Raw genomic sequence first — 24294 nt, 5'->3', positions numbered from 1 at the left:
ACAGCCTACGTACCCGAGCCGGCGTGGCAGGCCAGGGTCCGGATGCCGGTCGGGGAGATGACGCGTACCTCCGCTGTGCAGACATCGGTGCCGGCGGTGACCAGGCGTGGTGCGGTGCCGGAACCCTGGCTGACGACCTGGAGTGGTTCGTAGCCGGTCACGGCGAGGTGGGTGTAGTGCCAGTCGTCGGCGCAGAGCGGCCCGGTCAGCACCCGTACCTGGGCGTCGTCGGGAAGCAGGTCCTGCCTGCGTACCAGGGCGGTCACCTGCTGGCTGGTCGGGCCGGCGGAGCACTGGACGGCGACCGGTGTGCTCCTGGCCGTCGGGGTCGGCGCCCCGGTTGGCGGCAGCGCCGCGGCGGTGGTGGTCGCGGTGCCGGTCGGAGTGGGCGACGCGGACCGGGCTGACTGGCTCGGCTGGGTATCCCGCAGCTCGGGCGGGGTGCCGCAGCCCGACGTGAGCACCGACAGGAGCCCCATGAGCCCGACCACGGTCACGGCCGGGGTCTGTGAGCGGCCACGCCGGGTCGGCGATCCAGTCTGGGACCGGTGGGTGGGCGGAGTGGGAGCAGCGGGGCGGGGCGGGCCGGACGGCACGGACGATTCCTCAAATCGACATGAATGAGCGCACGCGGATGGGAACCCATCGTAGGAGCGTCCGTTGCTCTGGTGAAGCCTCGGCGGGGTGTCGTCTCGACCGAGGCAAACGCGACCCGGCTCTGGCTAGGTGCGGACCCGGTGCCCGGCTTGGTCGAGCGCCGTGACCGCCTGATCGAGGCGGACAGCCGGGACCAGCAGGTAGTCGGTGTCGTGGGTGGAGAAGGTAACCACGGAGACACGGGCCTTGGCCAGCGGTTCGATGAGAGCGGCCAGACCGGTGGAGAGCGCGAGGTCAGAGGGGCCGATCACGCGTAGGCAACGCCAGGTGGTCTCGGTCTGTGCCGGTGCGCGTGCTGCCGGGCAGATCACGGACACGCCGTCGGTGGTCCAGCTCACCGTGACTACGTCGTTGTCGCTCAGCCCGCCCGACAGGCCGGGTGGCAGGGCAGAGCCGGCTGCCAGGCGGCAGACAGCGTAATCACCCGACAGCAGAGCGATATCCAGCATGAGGGCACCTTACGGCCTCGGGCGGTTCCTACCCAGCACACCGCGTGCGGCGCGCGCCACATGCCGTGCGCCGGTCAGACCTCGGAGAAGAACGTGAGTGAGCCGACGACTGCGCCGGCGTGGTGAACCGGGGTGGAGATGGCGTCAACGGTGGCGTCCGGTGCGCCCGCCGGGACTCCTTTGATCCGAAGTAGCCCGCGGGTCAGGCGACCGGAGGTGATCGCGAGCAGCGGTGGGATCTTGTCGAGTTCCGGCTCGGTCAGTTCGCCCCGGTTGGCGGTGAAGTCGAGTAGCCGCAGGCTACCGTCGAGTAGTGGCTGCCCGATCATGTCCCGGCAGTCGCGGAGAAAAAGCAGCTGGGACCCGGAGGCGGAGACGGCGACCACGCGAGTGTCGGCAGCGATGAGCAGGCAGGGCTCGTCTGCCCGGGAGACGGTCATCGACCAGGAGGTGACGTTGTCGTACTCCTGCTCTGTCGGTGCCCCTACCGCCGGCACGCGGACTTCTGAGAGCGAGAGCTCGACGTGGGCCACCGCACCTCCTCAATCAACCCAGACGGTCTGTCCACGCTAGCGTGACCCAACGCATCCTCCGCTGACCGCGCCGGCAACCGCCAACGTGCTGGCGATGATCTGGGCCGTGCCTACCTGGCGGGAAGGGCGGCGGAGGTTGGGCCGGCGGTGGTGCGGCTGACCGGCGTCGATCGCATCCGGGCCGCGCTACGTCCCCACCGACGGTACCGTCGGCGCACCGGCTTGTCAGCTGCCGTCGCCATACCACCGGTAGTCGGCCGCCGGGCGATAGCTGCCGCTGCGCCAGGTGCCCGGGTGCTGCGCGACGCGGGACAGCTTGGCCGCGGTTTCCGGGCTGATTCGGTTACCGGCGGCCACGAGGAGCCGGTCCAGTTCCCGATGGGTGGCCATCAGGCAGTCCTCCGGGAGGCCGTACACACTGATGACGCCGGAGCCGACGAACGTCAGCACCGGCGTTACCGGGATTGGTAGCCCGACCGCATTGCTGAGGGCCTTGCTCGCCCGCTTGGCATCCTTACGCGCCTCGGTCACGTAGGCCGGACGCTTGCCGTTGATCTGCACAACCTCACCGGCCACCAGCACCCGGGCCCGGCCGTGGTCAACGATGGTGACCGCGTAGAGCCCACTCGGGCCGATCGCGAGGAAGCCGGCGCGCTCGCCGTCGGCGTCGTCGTGGAGGAGGTCGAGCGAGTCGGTACGCGGCCATTCGATCACGTGCCAGGCCGGACCGAGTTGGTCGAGGCGGCCCAGAGCTCGTGCTCCAGCTGCCTCCAGCCGCCGTGCTCCTCGCGAGGCCCGTCGGCGCCGGGCCCATTCGAGGGGTGAGGAGCGGGGTGGCGCGAGAGGGCCCGGGCTATCCACCCGGGGAGGCGGCACCGCCGTGGGCGGCAGCGCCCGGGCGGAGGGTGCAGCTTGGTGGGCAGGGTAGACAGTCATCGCGACCTCCGGCAAAAGGTCCCTCGAAGTTATGTCCCCGCTACCCTACGTCGCTACTCCCCCGAGTGGGCAAGTTGGAGCGCCGGAGTGAGTGCGGATGAATGCCACGTTCATCCATCGTTGTTTTGCCGGATGCCGGGAACTCAGGCTCTAGGCTGCGATGGTGAGCCACTACGTGGACAGTGAGGTTGGTCGCCTGGGTACGGTCATGCTGCACCGTCCCGGGCCCGAGCTGGCCCGGCTCACCCCCCGGAACAGTGGTTCGCTGCTCTTCGACGCCATCCCCTGGGTCAGCCGCGCGCAGGAGGAACACGACGCGTTCGCCGACGCGCTGCGCGAGCGCGGCGTGGAGGTGCTCCACCTGGCAGAGCTACTTACCGAGACCCTTGCCGGCGACGACGCTCGGGCCGAGCTAACCGAGCAGGTGCTGCGCTCGCCCCGGCTCGGCGACCAGCTGCGCGCCCGGGTCGCCGACCACCTCACTTACCTTGACCCGGCCACGTTGGCCAGCGTCCTTATCGCCGGCCTAGCCCACGAGGAACTGCGGATCAGCCGGGAGCGCCCCGGCGGCCTGGTCTACCAGCTGATGGACCGGCACGACTTCGTCATCGACCCGCTACCGAACCTGCTCTTCACCCGGGACTCCTCGGTCTGGATCGGTGGTCGGGCCGCCGTCACCAGCCTGGCAATGCCCGCCCGTCGGCGGGAGAGCGCACTGACCGACGCCATCTACCGCCACCATCCACGTTTCGCCGGCACCGAGTTCGCGTACCGCCCGGGGATGGAGCATCTGGAGGGTGGGGACGTGCTGCTACTCGCCCCCGGAGTGCTGGCGGTCGGAGTGGGTGAGCGGACCACCCCGGCGGGCGCCGAGCGGCTTGCCCGTCAGGTCTTCGCCGCGAACCTGGCCCACACCATCCTGGTCGTGCCGATCGCCCAGGAGCGGGCCACCATGCACCTCGACACCGTCTGCACGATGGTGGACGCCGACGCTGTGCTGATGTACCCGAACATCGCCAGCACGCTCGTCGCGTACACGGTGACCGCCGGGACGGACGGGGACGATCCGCGGTTGGAAGGGCCGGCGCCGTTCCTGCGGGCCGCCGCGGACGCGATGAACCTGGACCAGCTCCGGGTGATCGACACCGGCCTGGATCCGGTGACCGCCGAGCGGGAACAGTGGGACGACGGCAACAACACCCTTGCCTTGGCACCCCGGCTCTGCGTCAGCTACGAGCGGAACACGGAGACCAACGCGCAGCTCGAGCGAGCCGGCATTGAGGTCGTCCCGATCGCCGGCTCGGAGCTGGGCTCCGGGCGGGGAGGCCCCCGGTGCATGTCCTGCCCGCTGCTCCGCGCCCCGCTCGGCCGGGAGACTGATCCGGCCGAGGCGGGTGCGGTCGGGCTACCGCGCTGAACTAACGCGACCCGGCGGGGAGGTCGGTGCCGATCCCGGCTCCGCCAGTCCGCGCCGATCCCGGCTCCGCCAGCCGCGCGGACTCAGCGGAGGGTGAGCTGGCGGCCGAGGAGCCCGGGCCGCGCCCGCCGGGCCGCCGCGTCCAGGGGGGCGGCGGTTGTCAGGGCTGCGGCGTAGCGCTCGGCGAACTCCGCCACCGGCTGCTCCCAGTGGCCAGCCGGGGTCTCCTCCGGAAGGTCCCAGACCGGCACGAGGCGGCCGTGCGCGCGGAACATTCCGGCGAACTTCGTCCCCTCGCCCAGGGTCAACGTGCCGGCCGAGCTGAGGCGGGCCAGCGCGTCCAGGGCGGCGTCCTCGTCGTCGGGGAGCACCCACCGGACGTGTGCCTTCCCCGGGACCTGGCACCAGTAGGCGGCGCGGGCCGCGGTGAGCCGCACGGTCGGGTAGATCGCGGCGTCGGCCCGCTCCAGCGACGCCTGCACGGTCGGATTGTCGGCCGCGCCCGGTTCGAGCCAGAACTGGAAGCTATCGTGCAGGGTGATCTCCAGTGGAGTATCGACCAGCACGTCTGGCAGTCGGGGCCCGGGGCCGGGCAGCGGCGGGACGCTGACCTGGCGGCCGGGCTCGGTCCGCAGTGCGCAGAGCAACGCCTCGGCCAGGTCCCGGGAGACGTCGCCGGACTGCTGATGCCGCTGAAGGCCGAGCAGAACCCGGCCGGTCTGCTGCACCATCGCCGGTGCCGCCACCGGCAGGACGGTGGCCAGCAGGACCTCCCGCTCGCCGAACTCGGTCACCAGGTCGGGGGCGAGGCGCAGCGGCGCGGTGGCGGCCGGCACGAGCTCGCGTAGGGCGATCCACTCCGGCTCGTCGGTCAGGTCCTCGAAGGGGCGGGGCACGAAGACATCCCGAACCTTCTTCCGCTTTCCGGTGGACTCCGCGGCCTGCTGACTCTTTCGACGCTTGCTCACGGTCGGACAGCCTAGAGGGACGCGTGGGCTGGCGGGGGTCGGACCCACCCGGCCCCGCCGGTCAGGCGACCACCAAACCCGGTTCCCCGACAGCATCGGTGACGACCTGGTCGGCCTGCTGACCGGCCGGCTCGAACTCAGCCCAGACGCTCTGGCCGAGGCCATCCCGGTAAACGCCCCAGCGGCTGGCCAACGTGGCGACGATGTGCAGGCCACGGCCATCCGGTGCGTCGGGCTCGATTGCCCGAATCCGCGGTTCGACGGGGGCTCCACCGTCAGTCACCTGCAACCGGATCCGCGGCCCCGTCGGGGTGGAGCAGAGCTGCCAACCCACCCGGATCACCCCGCCCGGCAGTGGGTCGGCGTGCCGTACGGCATTTCCCACCAGCTCCGCGAGGACCGCCACGAGATCCGCGAGCAGCGCTGGCGGTACGGCGGCACCCAGTTCGTCAGCGAGCCAGTGCCGCGCCTGCCGGGCTCCCACCCCGTCGTGGGGTACCGCCACACACCACGTCTGTTCGGGACTCTCCGTCAACACCGTCGCCCTTCACACCCTGCCACCCTTGGTCATCCACGGGGCAGCCGTACCTCTGCGACCGTACCGCCACCGGCTTTCGGTCGGAGGGATACCTGTCCATTTTGTTGTTCCACGATTCGGCGGACGAGGAAGAGGCCGAGCCCGGCTCCGGGAAAGCGATGGCGGTCGTCGGAATCGCCCTGCCAGTACTGGTCGAACGCGCGCTCCACGTGCTCTGGGCGGATGCCGATGCCCTGGTCGGTGACGCGGATGGAGACGGTCTGTCCGTCGGTACCGGCGGTGATCCGGATCGGGCTGGCGGGGGGCGAGTACTTGCCGGCGTTCGTACACAGCTCGGTCAGGACCGTCGCCAGACTGGCCCGGTGACCGAGCGCCCGGGGCAGGCCGACCGGCGCGGTGAGGGTGATTCGGCGCCGCAGCTCGGCGGGGAGGTCGGTCACCGCTGCCCGCAGGGCGTCGCCCAGGTCGTACGGGGCGGGCGGTGCTCCGCCGGAGCCCGCCTCGGCGGTGGAGGAGGAGAGGAGTCGGTCAACGAGGCGGGCCAGCTCGTTGGCGCGCTGTCCGATCTTCTGGGCGGCTAGCTGCCGGTCGGCGTCGCTCAGCGCCTCCCAGTGATCGGTGAGGGTGTCCGCGTACCCCTTGATGACGGTGACCGGTGTGCGCAGCTCGTGGCTGGTCACCGCGACGAAGAGGTCGTGGTCGGTGATGCTCTGCTGCTGGTCGGTGATGTCGCGGAAGGTGACCACGCGCAGTGTTCCTGGCCCCGGTAGCTCTCCCGAGGTGACCCGCAGCCAGCGACCGTCCGGCAGCCGGTGGTCGAGAGCCTGCCCCGGCGTGGGGAGGGGGAACGGCACCGGTTGGCTGACTACGTCGGTGACTGTGTGGCCGGTGATCTGGGCGGCGGCGGGATTCCAGAGTCGGACGCGGGCCTCGCGGTCCACCACGGCCAGGCCGTCGGCGAGCGCAGCCACGATCGGTCCGTCCACGTGCACCGGTAGGCCGCACTGGTCGCCGTAGAGGTGGGCGATGCAGGAGGCGACGTAGGCGATGACGCACTGGTGGTCCGGGCACGGCCGGTCCTCGTCGGCGGGGTAGAGGGCGTGCAGGCTGCCCATGGTGTGCCCGTCGATCTCGGCGCGGGACACCACCATCTGGGACCTGGCCGACTCGGCGAGTTTCGTACCGAGCCGGCCGGTGAGGCGGCCGGTGTCGAGTTGGTGGACTCGGGGTCCGGAGAGCAAGCAGACGGCGTCTGGGTCGTCTGCCGGCAGGAACTGGCCGAGGGCCCATTCGACGGTGCCGGTGGCGGCGATCACCCGTCCGCCGGTGGGGGCGAACTCGACGAAGGCCATCCCGGCGGCACCCAGCGCCTGCTGGGCCACCCGGAGTAGCTGGTTGAGTGCCGGCACGCCGGCCTCGCCGGAGTTGATCATCTCGATCACCTCGGTGTGGCCGTTGATCAGAGCAGAGAAGTCCGTGCGTCTCGGCATGTCCCGAGTGTGCCCCGCCGGCCGGATCCGGGACAGGCCCGTTGGTCCCATGCTCAGCTGTGGAGCCGGGTGAGCGTGGGGGCCGGTCGATCGGTGATGATGCCGTCCACCCCGGTGTCCAGTACCAGCTCCAGGTCACCGGGCTTGTTGACCGTCCAGACGTACACCTGGTTGCCGGCTGCTCGCAGGGCGGGGACCAGGGTGGGGTGGGAACGCACCAGCGCGAGGCCGGGTCCGGCGATCTGGATGCCGAACGGCAACCGGCTCAGCCGTAACCCGCGCGGCAACTTGTCCAACAGCAGCACGGTGGGCAGCGCGGGGGCCAGCGCACGGAGTCGCCGCACCGCCAGCAGCGAAAACGACATGACGGTGACCTGGATCGGGTGGTCGGGCCTCGGCGCGGTCAGCCCGTGCCGGTCGAGCAGGGTGACCAGCCGGCGCTCGACGTGTCGCCCGTACCGGGACGGGTGTTTGGTCTCGATCAGCAGCCGGACCGGCCGGCCGGCGGCGCCGACCGCTTCCAGGAGTCGGTCCAGGGTGAGTAGCCGCAGGTACGACTCGTCCAGCACCTCGTCGCCGTCGGCCAACGCGGGACCTGGGTGCCAGGACCCGAAGTCGAGCCGTTCCAACTCGGCGAGCGTTCGCGTGCTGACCGGGCCGTGCCCGTTGCTGGTGCGGTCCAGGCGACGGTCGTGTACGCAGACGAGGTGACCGTCGCGGGTCAACCGAACATCGCACTCCACTCCGTCGGCGCCCTCATCGAGGGCGCGTAGGTACGCGGCCAGCGTGTGTTCCGGTAGGTCGTACGACGAGCCGCGGTGGGCGAAGACCAGGGGGTGGCCCATGACGTGCGGCTACAGGATCCGGCCCGGCTGTCCGTTGCCGCCGACCACCGGCCGTCCGGTGGCAGCCCACTCGCCCATCCCGCCTTCGACGTTGCGTACCTGCTCCCAGCCGTTGCGCAGGAGGTAGGTGACGACCTGCGCGGAGCGTCCGCCAGATCGGCAGATGACGGCCACCTCCCGGTTGTCCGGCACTTCGGCCAGCCGGGAGGGAAGCTGGGTCATCGGCAGGTGGTGGGCACCGGGTGCGTGACCGGCGAGCCACTCGTCGTCCTCCCGGACATCGAGCAGGTAAGCATCGTCGTTGATCTCGGTCACTGTCACGGTGGGTACGCGGGGTCCGAACACGGCCTCCAGCTTAGGTGCCGGGCCCGCCAGTTGGGTGTTGCCGGTTGGTCAGAGCTGGGTGACCCACCGGGGGTTGGCCTGGGCCCACTGCGGCACCCGCTGGTTCTGGACGGCGGTGAAGAGCCCACCGCCGCCTTCTTGCAAGATGACGTAGGAGACCTGGCCGATGGTCTGTGGGTAGGACGGCATCCGGATTCCGCGTAGGGCGTCCGCGGGCAGTTCCCGCAGCGCAAAGACGAGATCCGCCAGGGGTACGCCGTTGGTGTCGACCGTCAGCGAGTTGCCGACCGCTCGGAGCACCTGGTCCAGGCGGACCGGGTTGTTGCGGACTGACGTGTCGGAGGCGCGTTGCAGTACCGCCCGGAGTAGCTGCTGCTGGTGGGTCTGCCGGTCGTAGTCGCCGTTGGGTAGGTCGTAACGCTGGCGGGCGAAGTCCAGCGCGGTGCCGCCGTCCATGTCCTGGCAGCCGGGGGTGAAGACCCGGTCGGTGTGGATCGAGCGGAATTCGGTGTCGACGCACATGTGTACGCCGCCGAGGTGGTCGATGACGTCGCGGAAGCCGGAAAAGTCGATCTTGGCGGCGCCGTCGAAGCGGATGCCGGTGAGTTGAGCTACGGTAGCGGATAGTAGTTGGGTGCCGGACTCTCCGCCGCCACCGTGTTGGTACGCGGCGTTGATCTTGTCTTCTCCGCCGCTGAAGCCGGGGCCGGCGGGAATGGTGACCCGCAGGTCTCGGGGTACGGATATCAGGAACGCCTCACGTCTGCCGGCCGGCAGGTGCACGATCAGGATGGTGTCCGATCGTCGGTCGGCGGTGGCGCTGCTGCTCCGCCAGCGGTCGGTGCCGACAAGCAGATAGTTCAGCGGACCGTTCAGGTCTGTGCGGCGCTGTCGGGCGCCCGGATCGAGCAGTTCTTCCCGGGCCACTGTCTGGTCGTATCGCTGGGTGAGCCGGTAGAGGCCGACCGCGGCGAGGCCGGACAGGATTACCAACGCGAGGCCGACGCCGAGTAGGAGGCGGGCCCAACGTGGTCGTCCGCGCCGGACGCCCGCGTCGGCCCGCTCCCGTCCACCCTTCGACCTGGACGTGGTTCCTCCCCGCCACCGTCTGTGAGTAATCCTCACCTCAGGCTACGGTCCGGCGGGCCCTCGGCGGGTCCGTTCGCCGGATCCCGACCTGGTCAGCATCGACCTGGCGGGCCACCCGCGGCCCGCCAGGTCGACGCCGGCGGCGCTGGCCAGCGTGGGATCAGCTGCCGGCGTCGCTCTCGTTCGCCGCAACCCAGTCGGCCATGCTGTCCGCGGAGATGGCCTGGTACATCGCGAGCGCCTGCTCCCGGTCGGAGATCACGACCGATGCGCCGTTGATGGTCTGGCTGCCGTTGTGTGGGCTAGTCACGAAGGTCAGGTTCTCCCCACGAAGACTGCGGAACTGGAAGGCCAAGTCGATGAGGGAGAAGTCCTCGTCAACGGTGACCGCGGCGGTCACGGCCTTGAGGAAGTCGTTCATCTTAACCGGGTTGGTGAGCGTTCCGGTGCTGGCCGCCTTGTTCATCAGCGCGCGCAGGAACTCCTGCTGGTGCCGCATCCGGTCGAAGTCGCCCCGGGCGAACTGCTTGCGCTGCCGGACCCAGTCCAGCGCCTCGGCGCCGTTCATGTGGTTGACGCCCTCGGTGAAGGTCCGGTAGGGCTTGTGGATCGAGGTGATCGTCTTCTCCACGGTGAGGTCGACACCGTCGAGCGCGTCCGTCACTTCTTCGAACCCGCCGAAGTCGATCGCCATGACATGGTCGAGGCGGACATCGGTGAAGCACTCCACGGTACGGACCGCCAACGGGAGGCCGCCGAACGCGAAAGCGGCGTTGATCTTCCTCCGCTGCCCCGAGTCGCAGTCGGCGCTCGCGCTCTCCGGGACCGGCACGTACAGGTCACGGGGGATCGACACCAGGTATGCCTCCTGGTGGTTGCTGGGAATGTGCATCACGATGATCGTGTCGGCGCGCCACTCGCCGCGTTGGTCCATCGGTGCGTCCGGATCCCGTGAGTCCGTGCCGACCAGGAGGATGTTCAGCGCGCCATCAACCGTCTTGACCGGTCGGTCGTTGGTTTCCCCCGGCGGGAACGGATTGGTCCGGGCGAGGTCATTGTCGAGGCCACGGGCGTAGACCCAGGCCCCGGTCGCGGCGAGCAGGGCGAACACCAGTACGGCGACACCGGCCACCAGCGCGATCCGGCCCCAGCGAGGGCGTGGGCCACGCCGCCCTGGTCGGCCCGGACCGGGGCGGCCACCGGGACCGCCCGGACCACCGGGACCGCCCGGACCCCCGGGGCCGACGGGCCCGCCACCGGTCGGTCCGGTAGGCGCGGGGTGCCAGTCTGTCGGCGCGGGGCGGGCACGTCCGGTGGTGGCGGAGCCGGCCACCCGCGCCCGTCCGGTGCGGTGGCTCAGGCGCAGGAGCGGGTATGCGGCGGCGGTGGTCGCTGACATGCGAGTCAGGGTACGTCGGGAAGCTGTCAGCCGATGGCACCCCGATTCGGCGACGAATTGGCGTGGGCGGCTACCCGAGCCGCTCGCGGAAGTACGCAATCGTGCGGCGCAGGCCCTCCTTGGGCGTAACTTCGGGCTCGAAGTCGAGGAGTTCCCGGGCGCGGGTGAGATCCGGTCGACGCATCTTCGGATCATCCGCGGCACGGGTGACATAGGTCACCTCAGAGCTGCTTTCGCAGAGCGACACGATCGACTCAGCCAGCTGACGCATGCTCATCTCGTGCTCGGTCCCGCAGTTGACCGGCCCGGTCTCGGTCGAGTCCAGCAGCAACAGGATGCCCCGCACCAGATCATCGACGTAGCAGATGGAGCGGGTCTGATCCCCGGTGCCGTGGACGGTGATCGGCTCGCCGCGCAGGGACTGGGCGATGAACGTCGGGATGGCCCGACCGTCGTCCGGCCGCATCCGGGGGCCGTAGGTGTTGAAGATTCGGACGATGGCGACGTCGGCTCCCCGGCTCCGGTGGTACGCCATCGTCGCCGCCTCGGCGAACCGCTTCGACTCGTCGTAGACGCTCCGGATCCCGATCGGGTTGACGTTGCCCCAGTACGTCTCCCGCTGGGGGTGCTCCAACGGGTCCCCGTACGCCTCGGAGGTGGAGGCCAGCAGGAACCGGGCACCATCGGCGACCGCCCGGTCCAGCAGGTGCAGGGTGGCGACCGAGCCGACCCGGAGAATCTCCACCGGCAGCTTCTCGAAGTCGGTGGGGCTGGCCGGCGATGCCATGTGCAGAATGGCGTCAAACCGCTCGGCGAGCGCGGGGTGGTGCTTGGGAAGCCCGTCGGAGATATCCGCCTCGACGAGCGTGAAGGTTGACGTCTCCGCCAGGTGGGCGACGTTCTCCTTGGATCCGGTGACGAAATTGTCCACCGCCACGACCGTGCAGCCACGGGCGAGGAGGGCGTCAACCAGATGGGAGGGCACGAAGCCCGCCCCACCGGTGACGAGGATGCGGTGACCGGGGCCGAAGCGTTGCACAACCTTCATGGCGGCCACCCTACCGAGCGATCGTTTCGCCGCCCGGCGCGCAAGGTCAGGGGCGGGGTGTCGCCGCCCCGCCCCTGACCCGTCCGGGGGTCGCCGCCCCGCACCTGACCTGTCCAGAAGGTCGCCGGCCCGGCCAACCCGGAACCGTCAGTGCGCGCCCGCGCCGGTGAGGGAACGGACCTCAAGCTCGGCGTAGCGTTGGTCGTCGTGCTCCTTGGAGATCACCGTTCCGAACCAGCCGCAGAGGAAGCCGAACGGGATGGAGAGCAGGCCCGGGTTGGACAGGGGGAACCACTGCCAGTCCTGGTCGGGGAACATCGCGGTCGGCGAACCGGAGACGACCGGGGAGAAGAAGACCAGGAAGACCGCGGCGAAGAGGCCGCCGTAGATGGCCCAGACCGCACCGTTGGTGTTGAAGCGCCGCCAGAAGAGGCTGTAGAGGATCGCCGGCAGGTTGCCCGACGCGGCCACCGCGAAGGCGAGAGCGACCAGGAAGGCGACGTTCAGGTTCTGCGCGAAGATGGAGAGAACGATCGAGATCGCGCCGATCACCAGGGCGGAGATCCGCGCCACGGCCACCTCCTGCCGTTCGGACGCGGTGCCGTTCTTGACCACGTTGGCGTAGAAGTCGTGCGCCAGGCTGGACGAGGAGGCCAGGGTCAGGCCGGCGACGACCGCCAGGATCGTCGCGAAGGCAACCGCCGCGATGACCGCCAGCAGGGTCGCCCCACCCAGTTCTCCGCCCAGGAAGTCCACCCCCAACGCCTCGGCGAGCTGCGGTGCGGCGGTGTTTCCGGCCCGATCCTGCGCGGTGATCGCCTCGCTTCCCACCAGCGCCGCCGCACCGAAGCCGAGGGCGAGCGTGAGCAGGTAGAAGGTGCCGATGATGCCGATCGCCCAGAGGACGCTCTTCCGGGCGGCCTTCGCCGTCGGCACGGTGTAGAAGCGGATGAGGATGTGTGGCAGGCCGGCTGTGCCGAGCACCAGCGCGACGCCGAGGGAGAGCAGATCCAGCTTGCTGTAGAAGGTTTTCAGGGCATCGCCGGGTGTCTCGACGCCGTACCGGAGCCCCGGTTCGAGGAAAGCGGCGCCCTTGCCGGAAGCGTCCGCCGCGTCACCGAGCAGGCCGGAGAGATTGAACTTGTACTTCGCCAACACCAGCAGTGTCATCACGACGGCGCCACCCATCAGCAGGAACGCCTTGACGATCTGCACATAGGTGGTGCCCTTCATGCCACCCACTGTCACGTAGGTGACCATCAGCGCACCGACCATGATGATTGTGGCGATCTTGGCGGCGTCCGCGTCCAGGCCGAGGAAGGTTGTACCCGGCTTGATGCCGAGCAGCAGCGCGACCAGCGCCCCCGCGCCTACCATCTGCGCGAGCAGATAGAAGATCGAGACCGTGATGGTGGAGGCCGCGGCGGCCGTCCGCACCGGACGCTGCCGCATCCGGAAGGCGAGCACGTCGGCCATCGTGTAGCGGCCGGAGTTGCGCAGCAACTCGGCGACGAGCAGCAGCGCCACCAGCCAGGCGACCAGGAATCCGATCGAGTAGAGGAAGCCGTCGTAGCCGTAGAGGGCGATCAGGCCGGCGATGCCGAGGAACGACGCCGCCGACATGTAGTCACCGCCGATCGCCATGCCGTTCTGGAAGCCGGAGAAGGAGCGGCCGCCCGCGTAGAAGTCGGTGGCGGTCTTGGTCTGCCGGCTGGCCCACACCGTGATCGCCAGCGTCACCGCCACGAAGACGAGGAAGAGGGTGAGAGTCAGGTTCCGGGCGGTGCTGTCACCCGCCTCAGCCGCGAGGACCGTGGTCATGGTTCACCTCCCCGATCTCCGCGCGGATTCGGTCCGCCACCGGATCGATCCGGCGGGCGGCGTACCGGGAGTAGAGCCAGGCGATCAGGAAGGTGGAGGCGAACTGGAGTAGACCGAAGACCAGCGCCACGTTGATGTTGCCGACGATCTTTGTGCCCATGAAGTCCCGCGCATACGCGGAAAGGACCACGTAGAGCGCGTACCAGAGGAAGAACGCGACGGCCATCGGGAAGACGAAGCCGCGCAGCGCGCAGCGCAACGCGGCGAACTCGGCCGACCGTTGCACGGCCAGATAGCGCTCCGCCGCCGAGTCGGCCGGGGCGGACGCGGGTGTATCCGTGGACATCCGTGGCTCACCACCTTCACAGGTATCCGGGGTTTCACGCACGGTAGGGAATCCGCTACCAACCCGGAAGGCGGCGATCGTCGCCGGTCGTCAGCTGCGCCGAACGGCACGATGGCTGCGCCGAGTGACCCGGCTCACTCCGGTGACCGGCGACTGCCGCCGGTGATTTCGCGATACCGGCCCCGGTAGTGCAGCAGCGGCTCCGCCTCCTCGACCAGCTCGACGGCGACGATCGTGGCCTCCACCAGCAGTGCCCAGCCGTACTCCCGGGCGGTGTCGAGCCGGCACCCGGTCCAGCCGCCGGCATCCGCCGGCACCGGGCCGTACTCGGTGTCGGTCCAGTCGTCAGTGGCGAAGAGGCCGCCGGGCGACGGGAAGAGCCCGGCGAACCGGTCGGCCAGCTGCCGGTGCGCCGGGCCGAGTGGCGCCACCGCGAAGCGACCAGCCGCCTCGGCCGCCGCCCACAGCTCCGACTCCGGATCGATCAAGCCGAGGAGGCGGTCCGGCTCACCCTCCGCCACCAGCGTTGACGACACCGTCAGCCCCGCCGGTCCGGGCGCCGTCCAGAGCGTCACCGGCGTCGCCAGTCGACCGCGCAACCGGCGTACGGGGGACCGCTGGCCGGCGGGAACGGCGAACGGATCGGTGTGGTGGATGTCAGCGCCCGGCTCATGATTCACGTGGAACATTCTGCCGTCCCCGCCCCGCGCCCAGCCGACGAAGCGTTCCCGCAGCCCGTCCGAGAGCTCATTCCGGTCAAGCGGCGCCAGCTGCGCCGCCGCCTCCGCGAACAACGTTCCCAGGTACACGAGGAGCGCCGGCCGATCGTGCCGGTACTCCACCAACAACGCGAGCCGAGCTGGCTGGCAGGGCCAGGGGGCGCCACACGCCCGGCACCGCCAGAGCGGACGCATCGGTAGGTGTGGCACCGCTGGCCGGCCTGCTGGTGGTCGCGCTCCGCTCACCAGCGGCCACCATTGGCCCGCCAGGTCTGCGCCGGGGTCAGCCAACCAACTCGGCCCGGTTGGGGTGACGCCACCGTCGGCCAGCTGGCCCAAGCTGGTGGCTGCTGCGGCGGGGCCGGCGCCCGCCCCACGGCCGGCGCCCCCTGTGGGCTGTGCGCCGCCGGCCTTCTCCTGCGCCGGTACCACTGCAGCGCGCCGTTTCGTCGGAACAGTCTGAGCATCGCCGTCTCCTCCAGTTAGCGGGCCGCCCCGACCGGAAGTGACCGGGGCGACCCGACGCAGGACCGGCCACCGGGTCGTCGCCTCCACCAGCCGGGCCGCGCAGCTTCCACCCTGGACTCGGTGGCCGGGGCGGGGGAGGATGCCAGTGCTTACTACAGAACGCGGTCACGTACTTACCTGGTAGGTGGGCGATGAAGTTCGAGATGTGGATCCGGGCACTGAAGGCAGCCCGTGCCGCTGCCAACGTTTCTCAAGAGGGCCTGGCAGCAATGATCAAGTGGAGCCCGTCTCTTATCGCCGCCATCGAGACCGGTCGACGCCGCCCGACCATGGAGTTGGCGGTCGCCGCAGATGACGTCTTAGACACTGGTGGCCTCCTCGCCGAGCTACTCAAGGAGGCTGACCAGGAGCGAGGCCCCTCCTGGTTTGTGGCGTGGCGGGGCTACGAGCAGCAGTCGACCCGGTTGCGGGCCTTTGAACCGTGTCTGGTGCCGGGCCTGCTTCAGACCGAGGAGTATGCCCGCGCGGTAATCTCGGCTGGCGGGCTACAGCAAGCTGCCGCAGTGGATGAGCTGGTCGCTATCCGCATGGAGCGCCAGCGACTGCTGTACCGGGATCCCCCATTGTCGCAGATGGTCTTCCTGTTGGACGAGACGGCAGTTCGTCGACCGGTCGGTGGCCGGGCCGTCCTTGACGTGCAGCTTGACCGGCTGCTGGAGGTAGCCGAGTTACCGCAACTCCGGCTGCATGTAGTGCCACTCAGCGTCGGCGAGCACGTCGGCCTATCCGGGGGCTTCGTGTTGGTCGAGCTGGCCGACGGCGAACAAGCGATCTATCTGGAAAACGCTGCCCGTGGGCACGTGGTCAATGACCCTGAGACGGTCCGCTTCATTAACCGCAAGTGGGATAGCGTGCTGGGCGAGGCGTTGTCCACAAGCACTTCGCTAGACATGATTCGAAAGCTGAAGGTGACGTCATGACTGCTGTTAAACCGTGCTGGCGCACGTCAACCCGCTCTGGGGATACCGGGGGAAACTGTGTCGAGGTGGCGGACAATCTGGTCGGGGTGGTGTTGGTGCGGGATAGCAAGGACCGGCTCGGCCCCACGCTGACGTTCGGTCCCGAGTCCTGGCGCACGTTCGTCGCCGCTACCCGCCTCCACTGACCGGCCGTCGCCCACCCGGCTGCTTCCGGCTTGGCGACGGCCGGAGAACGGGGCGGCCGCCCAGCGACCGACGTGGCAGTCGCTGGGCGGCTTCGTGCGCTGATCAGGGGGCAGGCAGGACGTTCCCGTTCGCTGAGTTGTCGTCCTCGGCGCCGTCGGGCTCGGGGTAGGGCCAGCCCTTGCCGTCTCCGGTATCTGTTCCGGTGTAGCCCCAGACGATTTTGGCTTCCCACCGACCGGGCTGCGCGCCATCGAAAACGGATTTCGGCGCGGACAACGGAAGGTCAACAACGGAGTCGGCATTCACCGCCAGTGCCGGCAGCCAGCATCGGTAGCGCGTACCGCTCAGGGTTTTCGACGTCTCGCACTTCGCGGGTAGCGAGGTGATGGTGATCTCACCCGGCAGATCCACCGTCAGATAGGGGTCGGTGGCCCGTTGCGGCCCCTGGTTGCTGACGGTCAGGCGCAGCGTGCCCGACGCCGTGTCCGTGCCGTCCGGTACGAGCTGCACGTCATCCCCGCTGATGGAGAGGTCGGTGACTCGCGGGTTCGGCGGGAACATGCTTGGCCCGCCCGACTGGACGAAGCCCTTGCCGGACCAGGAGTAGGTCCGCCACTGCGACTGCGCGAACCCCTCCACGACTCCTTCGCCGGCCGCGTCCACGACCTCTGCCTCGACAGCGGTGCCCTTCGCGCGGATCCCCCTAATCCAGGCGATGTCGCCGGTCTGCCCGGTCACCAGACCCATCGTCACGATGTTGTCCGATGCGTCCCGGTCAAAGGCGAGGACCCGCGCCTCGCCCATTTCAATCCCGCTGCAGTTGATCAGCGCGGCCGTCTCCTTCGCTCCGTCCTGATCGAAATCAGCGTGGACTACCTCGGTGAGTTTGATCCGGAGTTCCGAGTTGGGCGCGAGTTGGGCGGTGCCGTCGGAGAACTTCACCCGTCCTGCTGGGCAGTGTTCCTTCAGGTATTCGGGCCAGGCGGGGAGCTCGAGCGTGGCGTTACCGAGCTCCGTCTTCCCGATCTGGCCGTTCGGCGGCGGCGTGCTGGGCGTCGTCGAGGGGGTAGGGGAGGCGGACGGAGTGGGGGAGAGCGACGGAGCGGGAGTGGTCGGAGTCGGGGTGTCTGCTGGTAGTGCGGGTGGTTCTTGGTTGGTCCAGGTGGATGCGACTGCTGGGGTTGCTGCGAGTAGTGCTACGGCTAGGACGCCGGCGGTGATGATGCGGGTGGTGCGGCGGCGGCGGGCGATGTGTTGGGCGGCGGCGGGGCCGGCTGGGGCTGCCAGTGGTCCGCCGGAGGTGTATGCGGTGAAGATGTGGTCCAGGTTTGGGGTGTTGTCGTTTTCAGGCATTGGTTTCCTCCGTCTCCGTGTCGGAGAGTGCGGTGGCGAGTGCGGCGCGGCCTCGATGTAGCCAGGATTTGATGGTGCCGGGGGCGACTCCTTGTTGTTCGGCGATTTCGGTGATGCTGAGGTCGGCGATGTGGAAGAGGATGATTGCTCGTCGTTGTTTTTCGGGCAGGGTGGCGAGTGCGCGGGCTAGGGCTACCCGGTCTGGGGTTGGTCCGTCGGTGGTGTCGTCGCGGCGGAATCGGGCGTGTGCGCGGGCGGCGCGTAGTCGGCGCCAGCGGCTGCGGGCGACGTTCATGGCGACGGTGCGGATCCAGGCTGCTGGGTGGTCGTAGTGGGCTAGATTGTTCCAGCGGGGCCAGGCTCGGCTGAATGCCTCTTGGACTGCGTCGCGGGCTTGGTCGATGTCGGCTGTGTATGCGTACAGCTGGAGCATCAACGGTTGGAACGTGGCGGCGTAGAACTCTTCGAAACTGTCCACCACGCCCGCCACGTCTTTCGTGTCCCCCGTGGCCGTGGCCGTGGCCGTTGGCGTTGGTGGTGGTTCCTCCCGGATGTCCTCGGGGCCGTGCGTCCTTACCATCACGTTGGTGCCTCCCTGCTGGCTTGCCGCTGATCGCGCGGCTCTACCTAGCAGACTCGTTGCCCCAACCGATGGTTGCGGCTAGATCGAATTGGGTTCTCAGCGGCGAGGCGCGATGGCCGCAAGTAGTTCGGGCTGGCGTCGGTCCAGCACGTCGCCGGCCAAGTAGGCACCGAGCAGTGCCGCCCCGAGCCCGTACGCTGCACCGACCGGCAGGGCCAGCCAGAGCCAGACGTCGCCGAGTAGCGCGGCGGCCACCACCATCGGGGTCACCGCGGCCGCCGTGGCGAGCATGGACAGAATGCCCAGGAAGCCGCGGGCCACTCCGGCGCCGCTGTTCATCGCGAACGGGTTGCTCGTCTCCGGCAAGGAGTACGCCCCGAGCACCGACAGCAGGGTGTTGGCCGCGAGCCCGGCACCGAAGGTGGCGAGAAGACTCCCCGCCGTCAAACCGATCCACCACGGTCGACCCAGCAGCAGGGCGAGTACCCCGGAGATGACCAGAACCAGCGGCAACAGGTAGAGCGAGAATGCCGCCATTCGGGCCCGCAGCTCCACCGCGCCCGGCACCCCGACGACCACGTGCGCTGCGTACGCGCTGCCGTCAAAGCCGAACTGATTGGCCAGAGTGGCGGCGGCGAGCACCCCGACGAAGAGCATGGTGAGGCTGACCAGGACCGGGGACGGGGTTTCCGGGGAGCCGCCGCCAAGGTTGAACAGGGCCGGGACGAAAAGACCGACCACGGCCAGCGTGATCAGGTGCGCCCGCCGGCGGGCGTCTCGCCACCAGTAGCGTGCCTCCCGCGCCACCAGCGCGCCGAAACGGCCCCGGGGGAGCCAGCCGAGCAGTCGGGGAAAGAGCTGCGTGACAGCGGTGCCCGTCACCTTCGGCCGGGCCGCTGCCCCGCCGGTGCCCGTAACGCCGACCATCGCCGACTCCAGCGAGCGAGACCACCAGGCCAACAGCGCCACCACGGTCAGTGCGGTGATCAGCAGCTTCACCGGTGCGGCCCAGAGCCGCCCCTGCGCGACCTCGATGCCGATCGTCCACGGCGCGCCGAACGGTGTCCAGCCGACCACGGTCGCTACCGCGGCGAGCCGGTCCCAGTCCGCGTCCTGCAGCGCGGCGGCGGCGGCCAGCTGCACCGGCGCGATCAGGGCGGCGGCCCCAGCCAGGAGGACCGCGGCCAGGTCCCGGACCCGACGAGAACGCAGCATCGTGGCGAAGGCGCTGGTGACGGCGCGGGCAGCGGCGACGCAGAGCAGCAGGCCGGCCAGCACCCCGACGGCCTGCGTGAGGGCGGCCGTCCATCCGCCGAAGATGCCCGCGGTGAGGATCAAACCGGTGGAGGCCAGCAGCACGGCGACCGCCGGCACGCTGACCAGCGCCGCCGCGAAGAGACCGGTGACCAGCGTTCGGCGGGGCAGCGGAAGCAGCGCGAAGCGGGCCGGGTCCAGCGTCTCGTCGACCCCGAAGAAGATCAGCGGCAGTAGGAGCCAGCCCAGCACCACCAGCCCGCCACCCAAGGCCGCCAGCAGCATCGCGTACTCGTCGTCGCCGGCGAGGCCCGGGATGGCGAAGAGGGAGAAGCCAACCGTGGCGAGCCAGAACCCACCGACCGCGCCGAGTACGAAGGAGCCGATCCGCCAGCCCTGGCCCCGAAAGCTGTTGCCCATCACCCGCAGCTTGAGCCGGACGAAGTGCCGGGCCGAGACCCGCCGCCCCGCCCCCACGTCGGTCACCGCGACAGCCACGCCAGTTCCTCACCGGTCGCGGTGCGTCCGCCCACGACCGTCACGAAGACCTCCTCCAGTGGGCGCTCTCCGCGGACCTCGTCCAGCGTGCCGACCCGCTTGATGGCGCCGTCGGCGAGGATCGCCACGTGCGAGCAGAGCCGCTCCACGACCTCCATCACGTGACTGGAGAAGACAACCGTGCCACCGCCGGCGACGTACCGTCGGAGGATGTCTCGGATCAGTGCCGCCGACACCGGGTCGACCGCCTCGAACGGCTCGTCCAGCACGAGCAGCCGGGGTCCGTGCAGCAGCGCACAGGCCAGGCCGATCTTCTTCTTCATCCCGGCCGAGTAGTCGACCACGAGGGTCCGCCCGGCGTCGGCGAGCGCGAGCACGTCCAGCAGCTCCGCTGCGCGCTGGTTGACCACCGCCGGGTTCATGCCGCGCAGCAGGCCGTGGTACGCGAGCAACTCCGCGCCCCTGAGCCGGTCGAAGAGGCGTAAGCCGTCGGGCATCACGCCGAGGAGTTGCTTCGCCCGTACCGGGTCGGCCCAGACGTCGTGGCCGAGCACCCAGGCGCCGCCGGCATCTGGCCGGAGCAGCCCCACGGCCATCGATAGCGTGGTCGTCTTGCCGGCGCCGTTGGGCCCGAGGAGCCCGTAGAACGAGCCGGCTGGCACGGTCAGGTCGACGCCGGCCACCGCCATCTTCGTGTCGAAGCGCTTCACCAGACCGCGCAGCGTGAGGGCGGGGTGCTCTGCTGTCATGCGTAGACCGTAGTCGGCCAGGACCAGCTAGCCCGCTCACGTTGAGAAGACTTTCAGGTGTCCTGCAACCGTCCTACTTCGTCGCGGGTGATACCGGAGAAGTCGAGGGAGGCGGAGCGCAGTGAATGCGGAAGATAGCTTTGCGGAGTTCTACCGCAGCACGCGACATCGGGTTGTCACGGTGCTTTACGCACTCGGTGGCGACCTGGCTGAGGCGCAGGACGCTACGCAGGAGGCGTACGTGCGGGCCTGGCAGCGTTGGTCAAAGATCAGCACGTACGACGACCCAGAGGCGTGGGTGCGGACTGTCGGGCACCGGCGGTTGGTGAACCGCTGGCGAAAGATCCGTAATGGTATCTCCGCCTACCGCCGGCATGGTGTCGGCGCAGCCAGCGGACCGCCATCAGAGAACACCGTAGCGCTGGTCGCCGCGCTGCGGCAGTTACCAACCGAGCAGCGGGAGGCGATCGTCCTGCACCACCTGGTGGATCTGTCCGTTGCTGACATCGCGGTCCAGACGGGTGCGCCGACGGGCACTGTCAAGGCTCGCCTAACCCGTGGGCGGAAAGCCCTCGCTGCCCTACTTGACACCTCATTTCCGGAGGAGGTCACTCATGCCTGATCCACTTTTCACCGAGTTGTACGACGACACCGAAACCCTGAACTGGGACCCGGCCGACCAGGTGCTTGCGCGTGCCCGGCGGCGGACCCGGCATACCCGCCTCGTCCTCGGCTTGGCGAGCGCGGTCACCGTCGCCGTCGTCGCCACCGGTGCTGTGGCCCTAGCCGAGGGCCCAGACCCCGTACCGCCGTCGCTACCCGCGACGAACAGCCCTTCGCCAAGCCCCACCGGCATCCCGACGCCGACGGTGTCACCCACCCCGTCATCCTCGCCGACCACGGTCCCGCCGAGCGAGTCGCCGGAGACCACCGATCAACCGACCCTCAGCCCGCCGTCATCGGATGTTCCGGCCGCGGCCATGCTCCGTACCGCGGATCTCCCGACCGGGTTCCGGGCGGCAGGCGACGATCTGGGCGGCGACTGGTCATTCCGTGCGGGGAGCAGCTATGCCTGCGAGGAAGTCGGACAGAGCTGGCCAGGAGAGAAGGCGTTCCGGGGAGCTGCATTCTCCAAGGGGACCGAGAGCACGGTAATCGAGCGGGTGGAGCGGCATTCGGAGGAAGCTGCGAAGACCACGATGGGAAACGTTCGGCGGGAGGTGGCCGGCTGTATTCCCCTGAACCCGGACAGCAAGGGGATGGAGGTCTTCGCCTCCGGCCTTGCGGGTGACGAGTCGTTGTTGGTTGGTCGGGCCGGTGACCTGTCGTTCCGTTGGCTCTTCGTGCGACAGGGCGAACTGGTGGCCCAGGTGTGGCTCAAAGGCGTTGATCCGGCCGAGGACCAGCGAATTGCGGAGCGCGCAGCCGCACGGCTCTGCGCTGGTACGGACGCCTGTTGAGATGAGTTTCCAGCCCAGGGCCCTTCCGCAGAGGAGGGCCCTGGCGCTACGGTCGCAGGGCTTCGGGGGTGTGCAGGCGGAGCATCGTGGCGCTGACATCGGTCGGTACGCGGCGGCGGGTGGCTGTCGATACCGCCACCATGACGGCGAAGGCGAGCGGGACCGTCCAGGCGGCCGGCTGCGCGAGGAGGGTGGCCGGCCACCCGGTCAGCGGAGGGCCGAGCACGGTCACCAGTACCGCCCCGCCCGCGGAACCCCCACCAACGAGCACCCCGACGGCGGCGCCGCGGGAGGTCAACCCCCGCCACCAGATGCCCAGCACCAGCAGTGGGCAGAAGCTCGACGCGGCCACCGCGAACGCCAGCCCCACCACCTGGGACACGTCCAGCCCGGAGACGTTGAGCGCGAACACCGTGGGCACGCTGCCGGCGAGCACCGTGGCGAGTCGGAACCCGCGTACCGAGCCGCGGCCCAGGACGTCTGTGGAGATCACTCCGGCAACGCTGGTGAGCAGGCCGGAGGAGGTGGAGAGGAACGCCGCGAACGCGCCGGCGGCGACCAGTGCGGCGAGGAACCGGCCGGTGGTTTCCGTACCCAGGGCCGCACCGGGTAGGAGCAGCACCACTGCGTCGGTCTCCCCGGTGAGCAGCAGGTGCGGGGTGTAGATCCGGCCGAGTGCTCCGTAGACGGTCGGCAGCAGGTAGAAGGCGCCGACCAGGGCCAGTACCACCAGGGTGGTGCGCCGGGCGGCGGCGCCGTCCGGATTGGTGTAGAAGCGCGCCAGTACGTGCGGTAGGCCCATGGTGCCGAGGAAGGTGGCGAGGATCAGCGAGTAGGTGGTGAACAGGCCCTGCTCGTCGGCTTCGGTGCTGGGCAGCAACCAGTCGGCCGGGTCGGCGGCGGCCCCGGCCACCTGGGGCACTGGCTCTCCGGCGGCGAAGGTCAGTTCGTCACCAGGGCGTACCTGCCGCTGCTGGCCGTCGGGCAGGGTGAGGGTGGCGGGATGTTCGACCACGACGGTGGTCGCGGTACGGAAGGTTGGACCCTCTGGTGGGGTCACCGCGGGGCGGCCGTCGGCCTGCCACTGCAATACCAGGAAGATCGCTGGTACGGCGAGAGCGGTCAGCTTGAGCCAGTACTGGAACGCCTGGACGAAGGTGATCGCGCGCATGCCGCCGAGCGCCACGTTCGCGGTGACCACCGCTGCGACCAGGAGGGCTCCCAGCGGGTAGGGCGAGCCGGTCAATGTGGCCATGGTCAGCCCGGCGCCCTGCAGTTGGGGGACGAGGTAGAGCCAACCAATGAAGATCACGAAGGCGGTGGCGAGGGTGCGCAGCCGCCGGGAGCCCAGCCGTAGCTCGCAGAAGTCGGGCAGGGTGAACGCCCCGGAACGGCGCAGCGGCGCGGCGACGAAGAGAAGCAGCCCCAGGTACCCGGCGGCGAAGCCGACCGGGTACCAGAGCACGTCCACGCCGTGCTTGAGGATCAGGCCGGCGACGCCAAGGAAGCTCGCGGCCGACAGGTACTCCCCGCCGATCGCGGCAGCGTTCCAGGTCGGGCTGACCGCCCGGGACGCCACCAGAAAGTCCGAGGTGGTGCGGGCGAGGCGCAGCCCATAGAAGCCAATGCCGACGGTGATCAGGGTGACCGCGACGATCGCCGGAACGACGTAGCCGTTGCCCACACTCAGCGCTTCGGCCGCTGGATCAGGTCGGTGAAGTCCTGCTCGTTGCGTTCGGCCAGGCGCACGTATGCCCAGCCGACCACAACCAGGAACGGGAAGGAGAGCACTCCGAGCAGCACCCAGGGCAGGTGCACCCCGAGCACGGTGACCCGGCTGACCGATGGCGCGATGGCGAACAGCCACGGCAGACCGCCGAGCCCGACGGCCACCACCAGCCAGAGCCGCAACGCCAGGGAGAGCTGGGCCCGGACCAGGCCGCGGACCAGAGCCTCGCCGACCCGGGTCTGCTCGGCGAGCTCGGTGCGGGGGTGCTCACGACCGGAATCGCGACGGACCACATCAGCCAGCACGATGCGGGTCCGCGCGGAAGCGCGGTCATCGGCGGCCACCACTCCGGCAGTCTCGCTCGATTCCGGGGAAAGTCAAGCGCTGCCTGCTGCCTGTGGAGCACCACACCCACCCTGTGGATAACTTGTGGA

Annotated in this window: 26 protein-coding genes; 5 read left to right on the top strand and 21 right to left on the bottom strand. The window is 69.6% G+C overall.

What is annotated here, in order from left to right:
• Window positions 1–5: 5 nt before the first annotated feature.
• The 4 genes from B116_RS0123940 to B116_RS0123925 all read right to left on the bottom strand — a co-directional run bounded on the left by B116_RS0123940 (window position 6) and on the right by B116_RS0123925 (window position 2575).
• Window positions 6–479, bottom strand: a complete 474-nt coding sequence (locus B116_RS0123940; protein WP_050565612.1) for a hypothetical protein — start codon at window positions 477–479, stop codon at window positions 6–8.
• Between the two features lie 243 nt (window positions 480–722).
• Window positions 723–1106 (bottom strand): ACT domain-containing protein, encoded by a 384-nt coding sequence (locus tag B116_RS0123935; RefSeq protein WP_018722631.1) that lies wholly within the window; start codon window positions 1104–1106, stop codon window positions 723–725.
• A 74-nt stretch (window positions 1107–1180) separates the two neighbouring features.
• Complete coding sequence (locus B116_RS0123930) at window positions 1181–1639, bottom strand: hypothetical protein (RefSeq protein WP_027661561.1); 459 nt, start codon at window positions 1637–1639, stop codon at window positions 1181–1183.
• Between the two features lie 225 nt (window positions 1640–1864).
• The gene (locus B116_RS0123925; protein WP_026321786.1) at window positions 1865–2575 is read right to left on the bottom strand and encodes a hypothetical protein; all 711 of its coding nucleotides are present in this window, start codon (window positions 2573–2575) and stop codon (window positions 1865–1867) included.
• A 160-nt stretch (window positions 2576–2735) separates the two neighbouring features.
• On the opposite strand from B116_RS0123925, the gene B116_RS25825 reads away from it, so the two are divergent.
• Window positions 2736–3992, top strand: a complete 1257-nt coding sequence (locus B116_RS25825; RefSeq protein ID WP_033667831.1) for an arginine deiminase — start codon at window positions 2736–2738, stop codon at window positions 3990–3992.
• Between the two features lie 83 nt (window positions 3993–4075).
• Here B116_RS25825 and B116_RS0123915 read toward each other — a convergent pair whose 3' ends face one another.
• The 11 genes from B116_RS0123915 to B116_RS0123865 all read right to left on the bottom strand — a co-directional run bounded on the left by B116_RS0123915 (window position 4076) and on the right by B116_RS0123865 (window position 14723).
• Entirely contained in the window at window positions 4076–4960 is an 885-nt protein-coding gene (locus B116_RS0123915) for a DUF5926 family protein (protein WP_027661560.1), read from the bottom strand.
• A 61-nt stretch (window positions 4961–5021) separates the two neighbouring features.
• Entirely contained in the window at window positions 5022–5465 is a 444-nt protein-coding gene (locus B116_RS0123910) for an ATP-binding protein (RefSeq protein WP_018722636.1), read from the bottom strand.
• Window positions 5466–5527: 62 nt separating this feature from the next.
• Window positions 5528–6988, bottom strand: coding sequence for a PAS domain-containing sensor histidine kinase (locus B116_RS0123905; RefSeq protein ID WP_027661559.1), 1461 nt, complete (start codon window positions 6986–6988; stop codon window positions 5528–5530).
• Between the two features lie 53 nt (window positions 6989–7041).
• Entirely contained in the window at window positions 7042–7833 is a 792-nt protein-coding gene (locus B116_RS0123900; protein ID WP_018722638.1) for a glycerophosphodiester phosphodiesterase, read from the bottom strand.
• 9 nt (window positions 7834–7842) lie between these two features.
• Window positions 7843–8178, bottom strand: a complete 336-nt coding sequence (locus tag B116_RS0123895; RefSeq protein ID WP_027661558.1) for a rhodanese-like domain-containing protein — start codon at window positions 8176–8178, stop codon at window positions 7843–7845.
• A 48-nt stretch (window positions 8179–8226) separates the two neighbouring features.
• On the bottom strand, window positions 8227–9303 hold the full coding sequence (locus B116_RS0123890; RefSeq protein ID WP_033665428.1) for an LCP family glycopolymer transferase: 1077 nt from the start codon (window positions 9301–9303) through the stop codon (window positions 8227–8229).
• Window positions 9304–9427: 124 nt separating this feature from the next.
• Window positions 9428–10666, bottom strand: coding sequence for an LCP family protein (locus B116_RS0123885; protein ID WP_082312884.1), 1239 nt, complete (start codon window positions 10664–10666; stop codon window positions 9428–9430).
• Window positions 10667–10736: 70 nt separating this feature from the next.
• Window positions 10737–11714 (bottom strand): NAD-dependent epimerase/dehydratase family protein, encoded by a 978-nt coding sequence (locus B116_RS0123880; protein ID WP_027661557.1) that lies wholly within the window; start codon window positions 11712–11714, stop codon window positions 10737–10739.
• A 147-nt stretch (window positions 11715–11861) separates the two neighbouring features.
• Window positions 11862–13535, bottom strand: a complete 1674-nt coding sequence (locus B116_RS0123875) for a solute symporter family protein (RefSeq protein ID WP_027661556.1) — start codon at window positions 13533–13535, stop codon at window positions 11862–11864.
• Window positions 13513–13881 carry a DUF485 domain-containing protein gene (locus tag B116_RS0123870; RefSeq protein ID WP_018722645.1) on the bottom strand — a complete coding sequence of 123 codons (369 nt, stop codon included), beginning with the start codon at window positions 13879–13881 and terminating at the stop codon, window positions 13513–13515. The genes B116_RS0123875 and B116_RS0123870 overlap by 23 nt, the downstream gene beginning before the upstream one ends.
• A gap of 134 nt (window positions 13882–14015) precedes the next feature.
• Window positions 14016–14723 (bottom strand): flavin reductase family protein, encoded by a 708-nt coding sequence (locus B116_RS0123865; protein WP_027661555.1) that lies wholly within the window; start codon window positions 14721–14723, stop codon window positions 14016–14018.
• 536 nt (window positions 14724–15259) lie between these two features.
• Between B116_RS0123865 and B116_RS0123860 the strand changes: the two genes are divergently transcribed.
• Both B116_RS0123860 and B116_RS0123855 read left to right on the top strand, forming a co-directional pair.
• On the top strand, window positions 15260–16048 hold the full coding sequence (locus B116_RS0123860; protein ID WP_027661554.1) for a helix-turn-helix domain-containing protein: 789 nt from the start codon (window positions 15260–15262) through the stop codon (window positions 16046–16048).
• Window positions 16045–16233, top strand: a complete 189-nt coding sequence (locus B116_RS0123855) for a DUF397 domain-containing protein (RefSeq protein ID WP_027661553.1) — start codon at window positions 16045–16047, stop codon at window positions 16231–16233. Before B116_RS0123860 ends, B116_RS0123855 begins: the two co-directional genes overlap by 4 nt.
• A 103-nt stretch (window positions 16234–16336) precedes the next feature.
• Here the strand turns inward: B116_RS0123855 and B116_RS0123850 are convergent, their stop codons facing one another.
• The 4 genes from B116_RS0123850 to B116_RS0123835 all read right to left on the bottom strand — a co-directional run bounded on the left by B116_RS0123850 (window position 16337) and on the right by B116_RS0123835 (window position 20671).
• Window positions 16337–17587, bottom strand: a complete 1251-nt coding sequence (locus B116_RS0123850) for a hypothetical protein (RefSeq protein WP_027661552.1) — start codon at window positions 17585–17587, stop codon at window positions 16337–16339.
• On the bottom strand, window positions 17580–18170 hold the full coding sequence (locus tag B116_RS0123845) for an RNA polymerase sigma factor (protein ID WP_027661551.1): 591 nt from the start codon (window positions 18168–18170) through the stop codon (window positions 17580–17582). The genes B116_RS0123850 and B116_RS0123845 overlap by 8 nt, the downstream gene beginning before the upstream one ends.
• 96 nt (window positions 18171–18266) lie before the next feature.
• Window positions 18267–19922 carry a hypothetical protein gene (locus B116_RS0123840; protein ID WP_027661550.1) on the bottom strand — a complete coding sequence of 552 codons (1656 nt, stop codon included), beginning with the start codon at window positions 19920–19922 and terminating at the stop codon, window positions 18267–18269.
• Window positions 19907–20671: an ABC transporter ATP-binding protein gene (locus tag B116_RS0123835; protein WP_027661549.1), complete on the bottom strand. Its 765-nt coding sequence runs from the start codon at window positions 20669–20671 to the stop codon at window positions 19907–19909. Before B116_RS0123835 ends, B116_RS0123840 begins: the two co-directional genes overlap by 16 nt.
• 121 nt (window positions 20672–20792) lie before the next feature.
• Here B116_RS0123835 and B116_RS0123830 point away from each other — a divergent pair, with 121 nt between their 5' ends.
• Both B116_RS0123830 and B116_RS0123825 read left to right on the top strand, forming a co-directional pair.
• Complete coding sequence (locus B116_RS0123830; RefSeq protein ID WP_027661548.1) at window positions 20793–21293, top strand: SigE family RNA polymerase sigma factor; 501 nt, start codon at window positions 20793–20795, stop codon at window positions 21291–21293.
• Window positions 21286–22131, top strand: coding sequence for a hypothetical protein (locus tag B116_RS0123825; RefSeq protein ID WP_027661547.1), 846 nt, complete (start codon window positions 21286–21288; stop codon window positions 22129–22131). Before B116_RS0123830 ends, B116_RS0123825 begins: the two co-directional genes overlap by 8 nt.
• 46 nt (window positions 22132–22177) lie before the next feature.
• On the opposite strand, the gene B116_RS0123820 is transcribed toward B116_RS0123825, so the two are convergent.
• Window positions 22178–23815, bottom strand: a complete 1638-nt coding sequence (locus B116_RS0123820) for a sodium/solute symporter (protein WP_027661546.1) — start codon at window positions 23813–23815, stop codon at window positions 22178–22180.
• 2 nt (window positions 23816–23817) lie between these two features.
• A complete protein-coding gene (locus B116_RS0123815; protein WP_027661545.1) occupies window positions 23818–24207 on the bottom strand; it encodes a DUF485 domain-containing protein in 390 nt (129 codons plus the stop codon).
• Window positions 24208–24294: the final 87 nt, after the last annotated feature.

Origin of the sequence: Salinispora fenicalii (assembly GCF_000514815.1) — a bacterium.
Taxonomy (GTDB): Bacteria; Actinomycetota; Actinomycetes; order Mycobacteriales; family Micromonosporaceae; genus Micromonospora; species Micromonospora fenicalii.
Note: the sequence above shows the minus strand (reverse complement) of the source record. Positions and strands in the feature narration are given on the sequence as shown.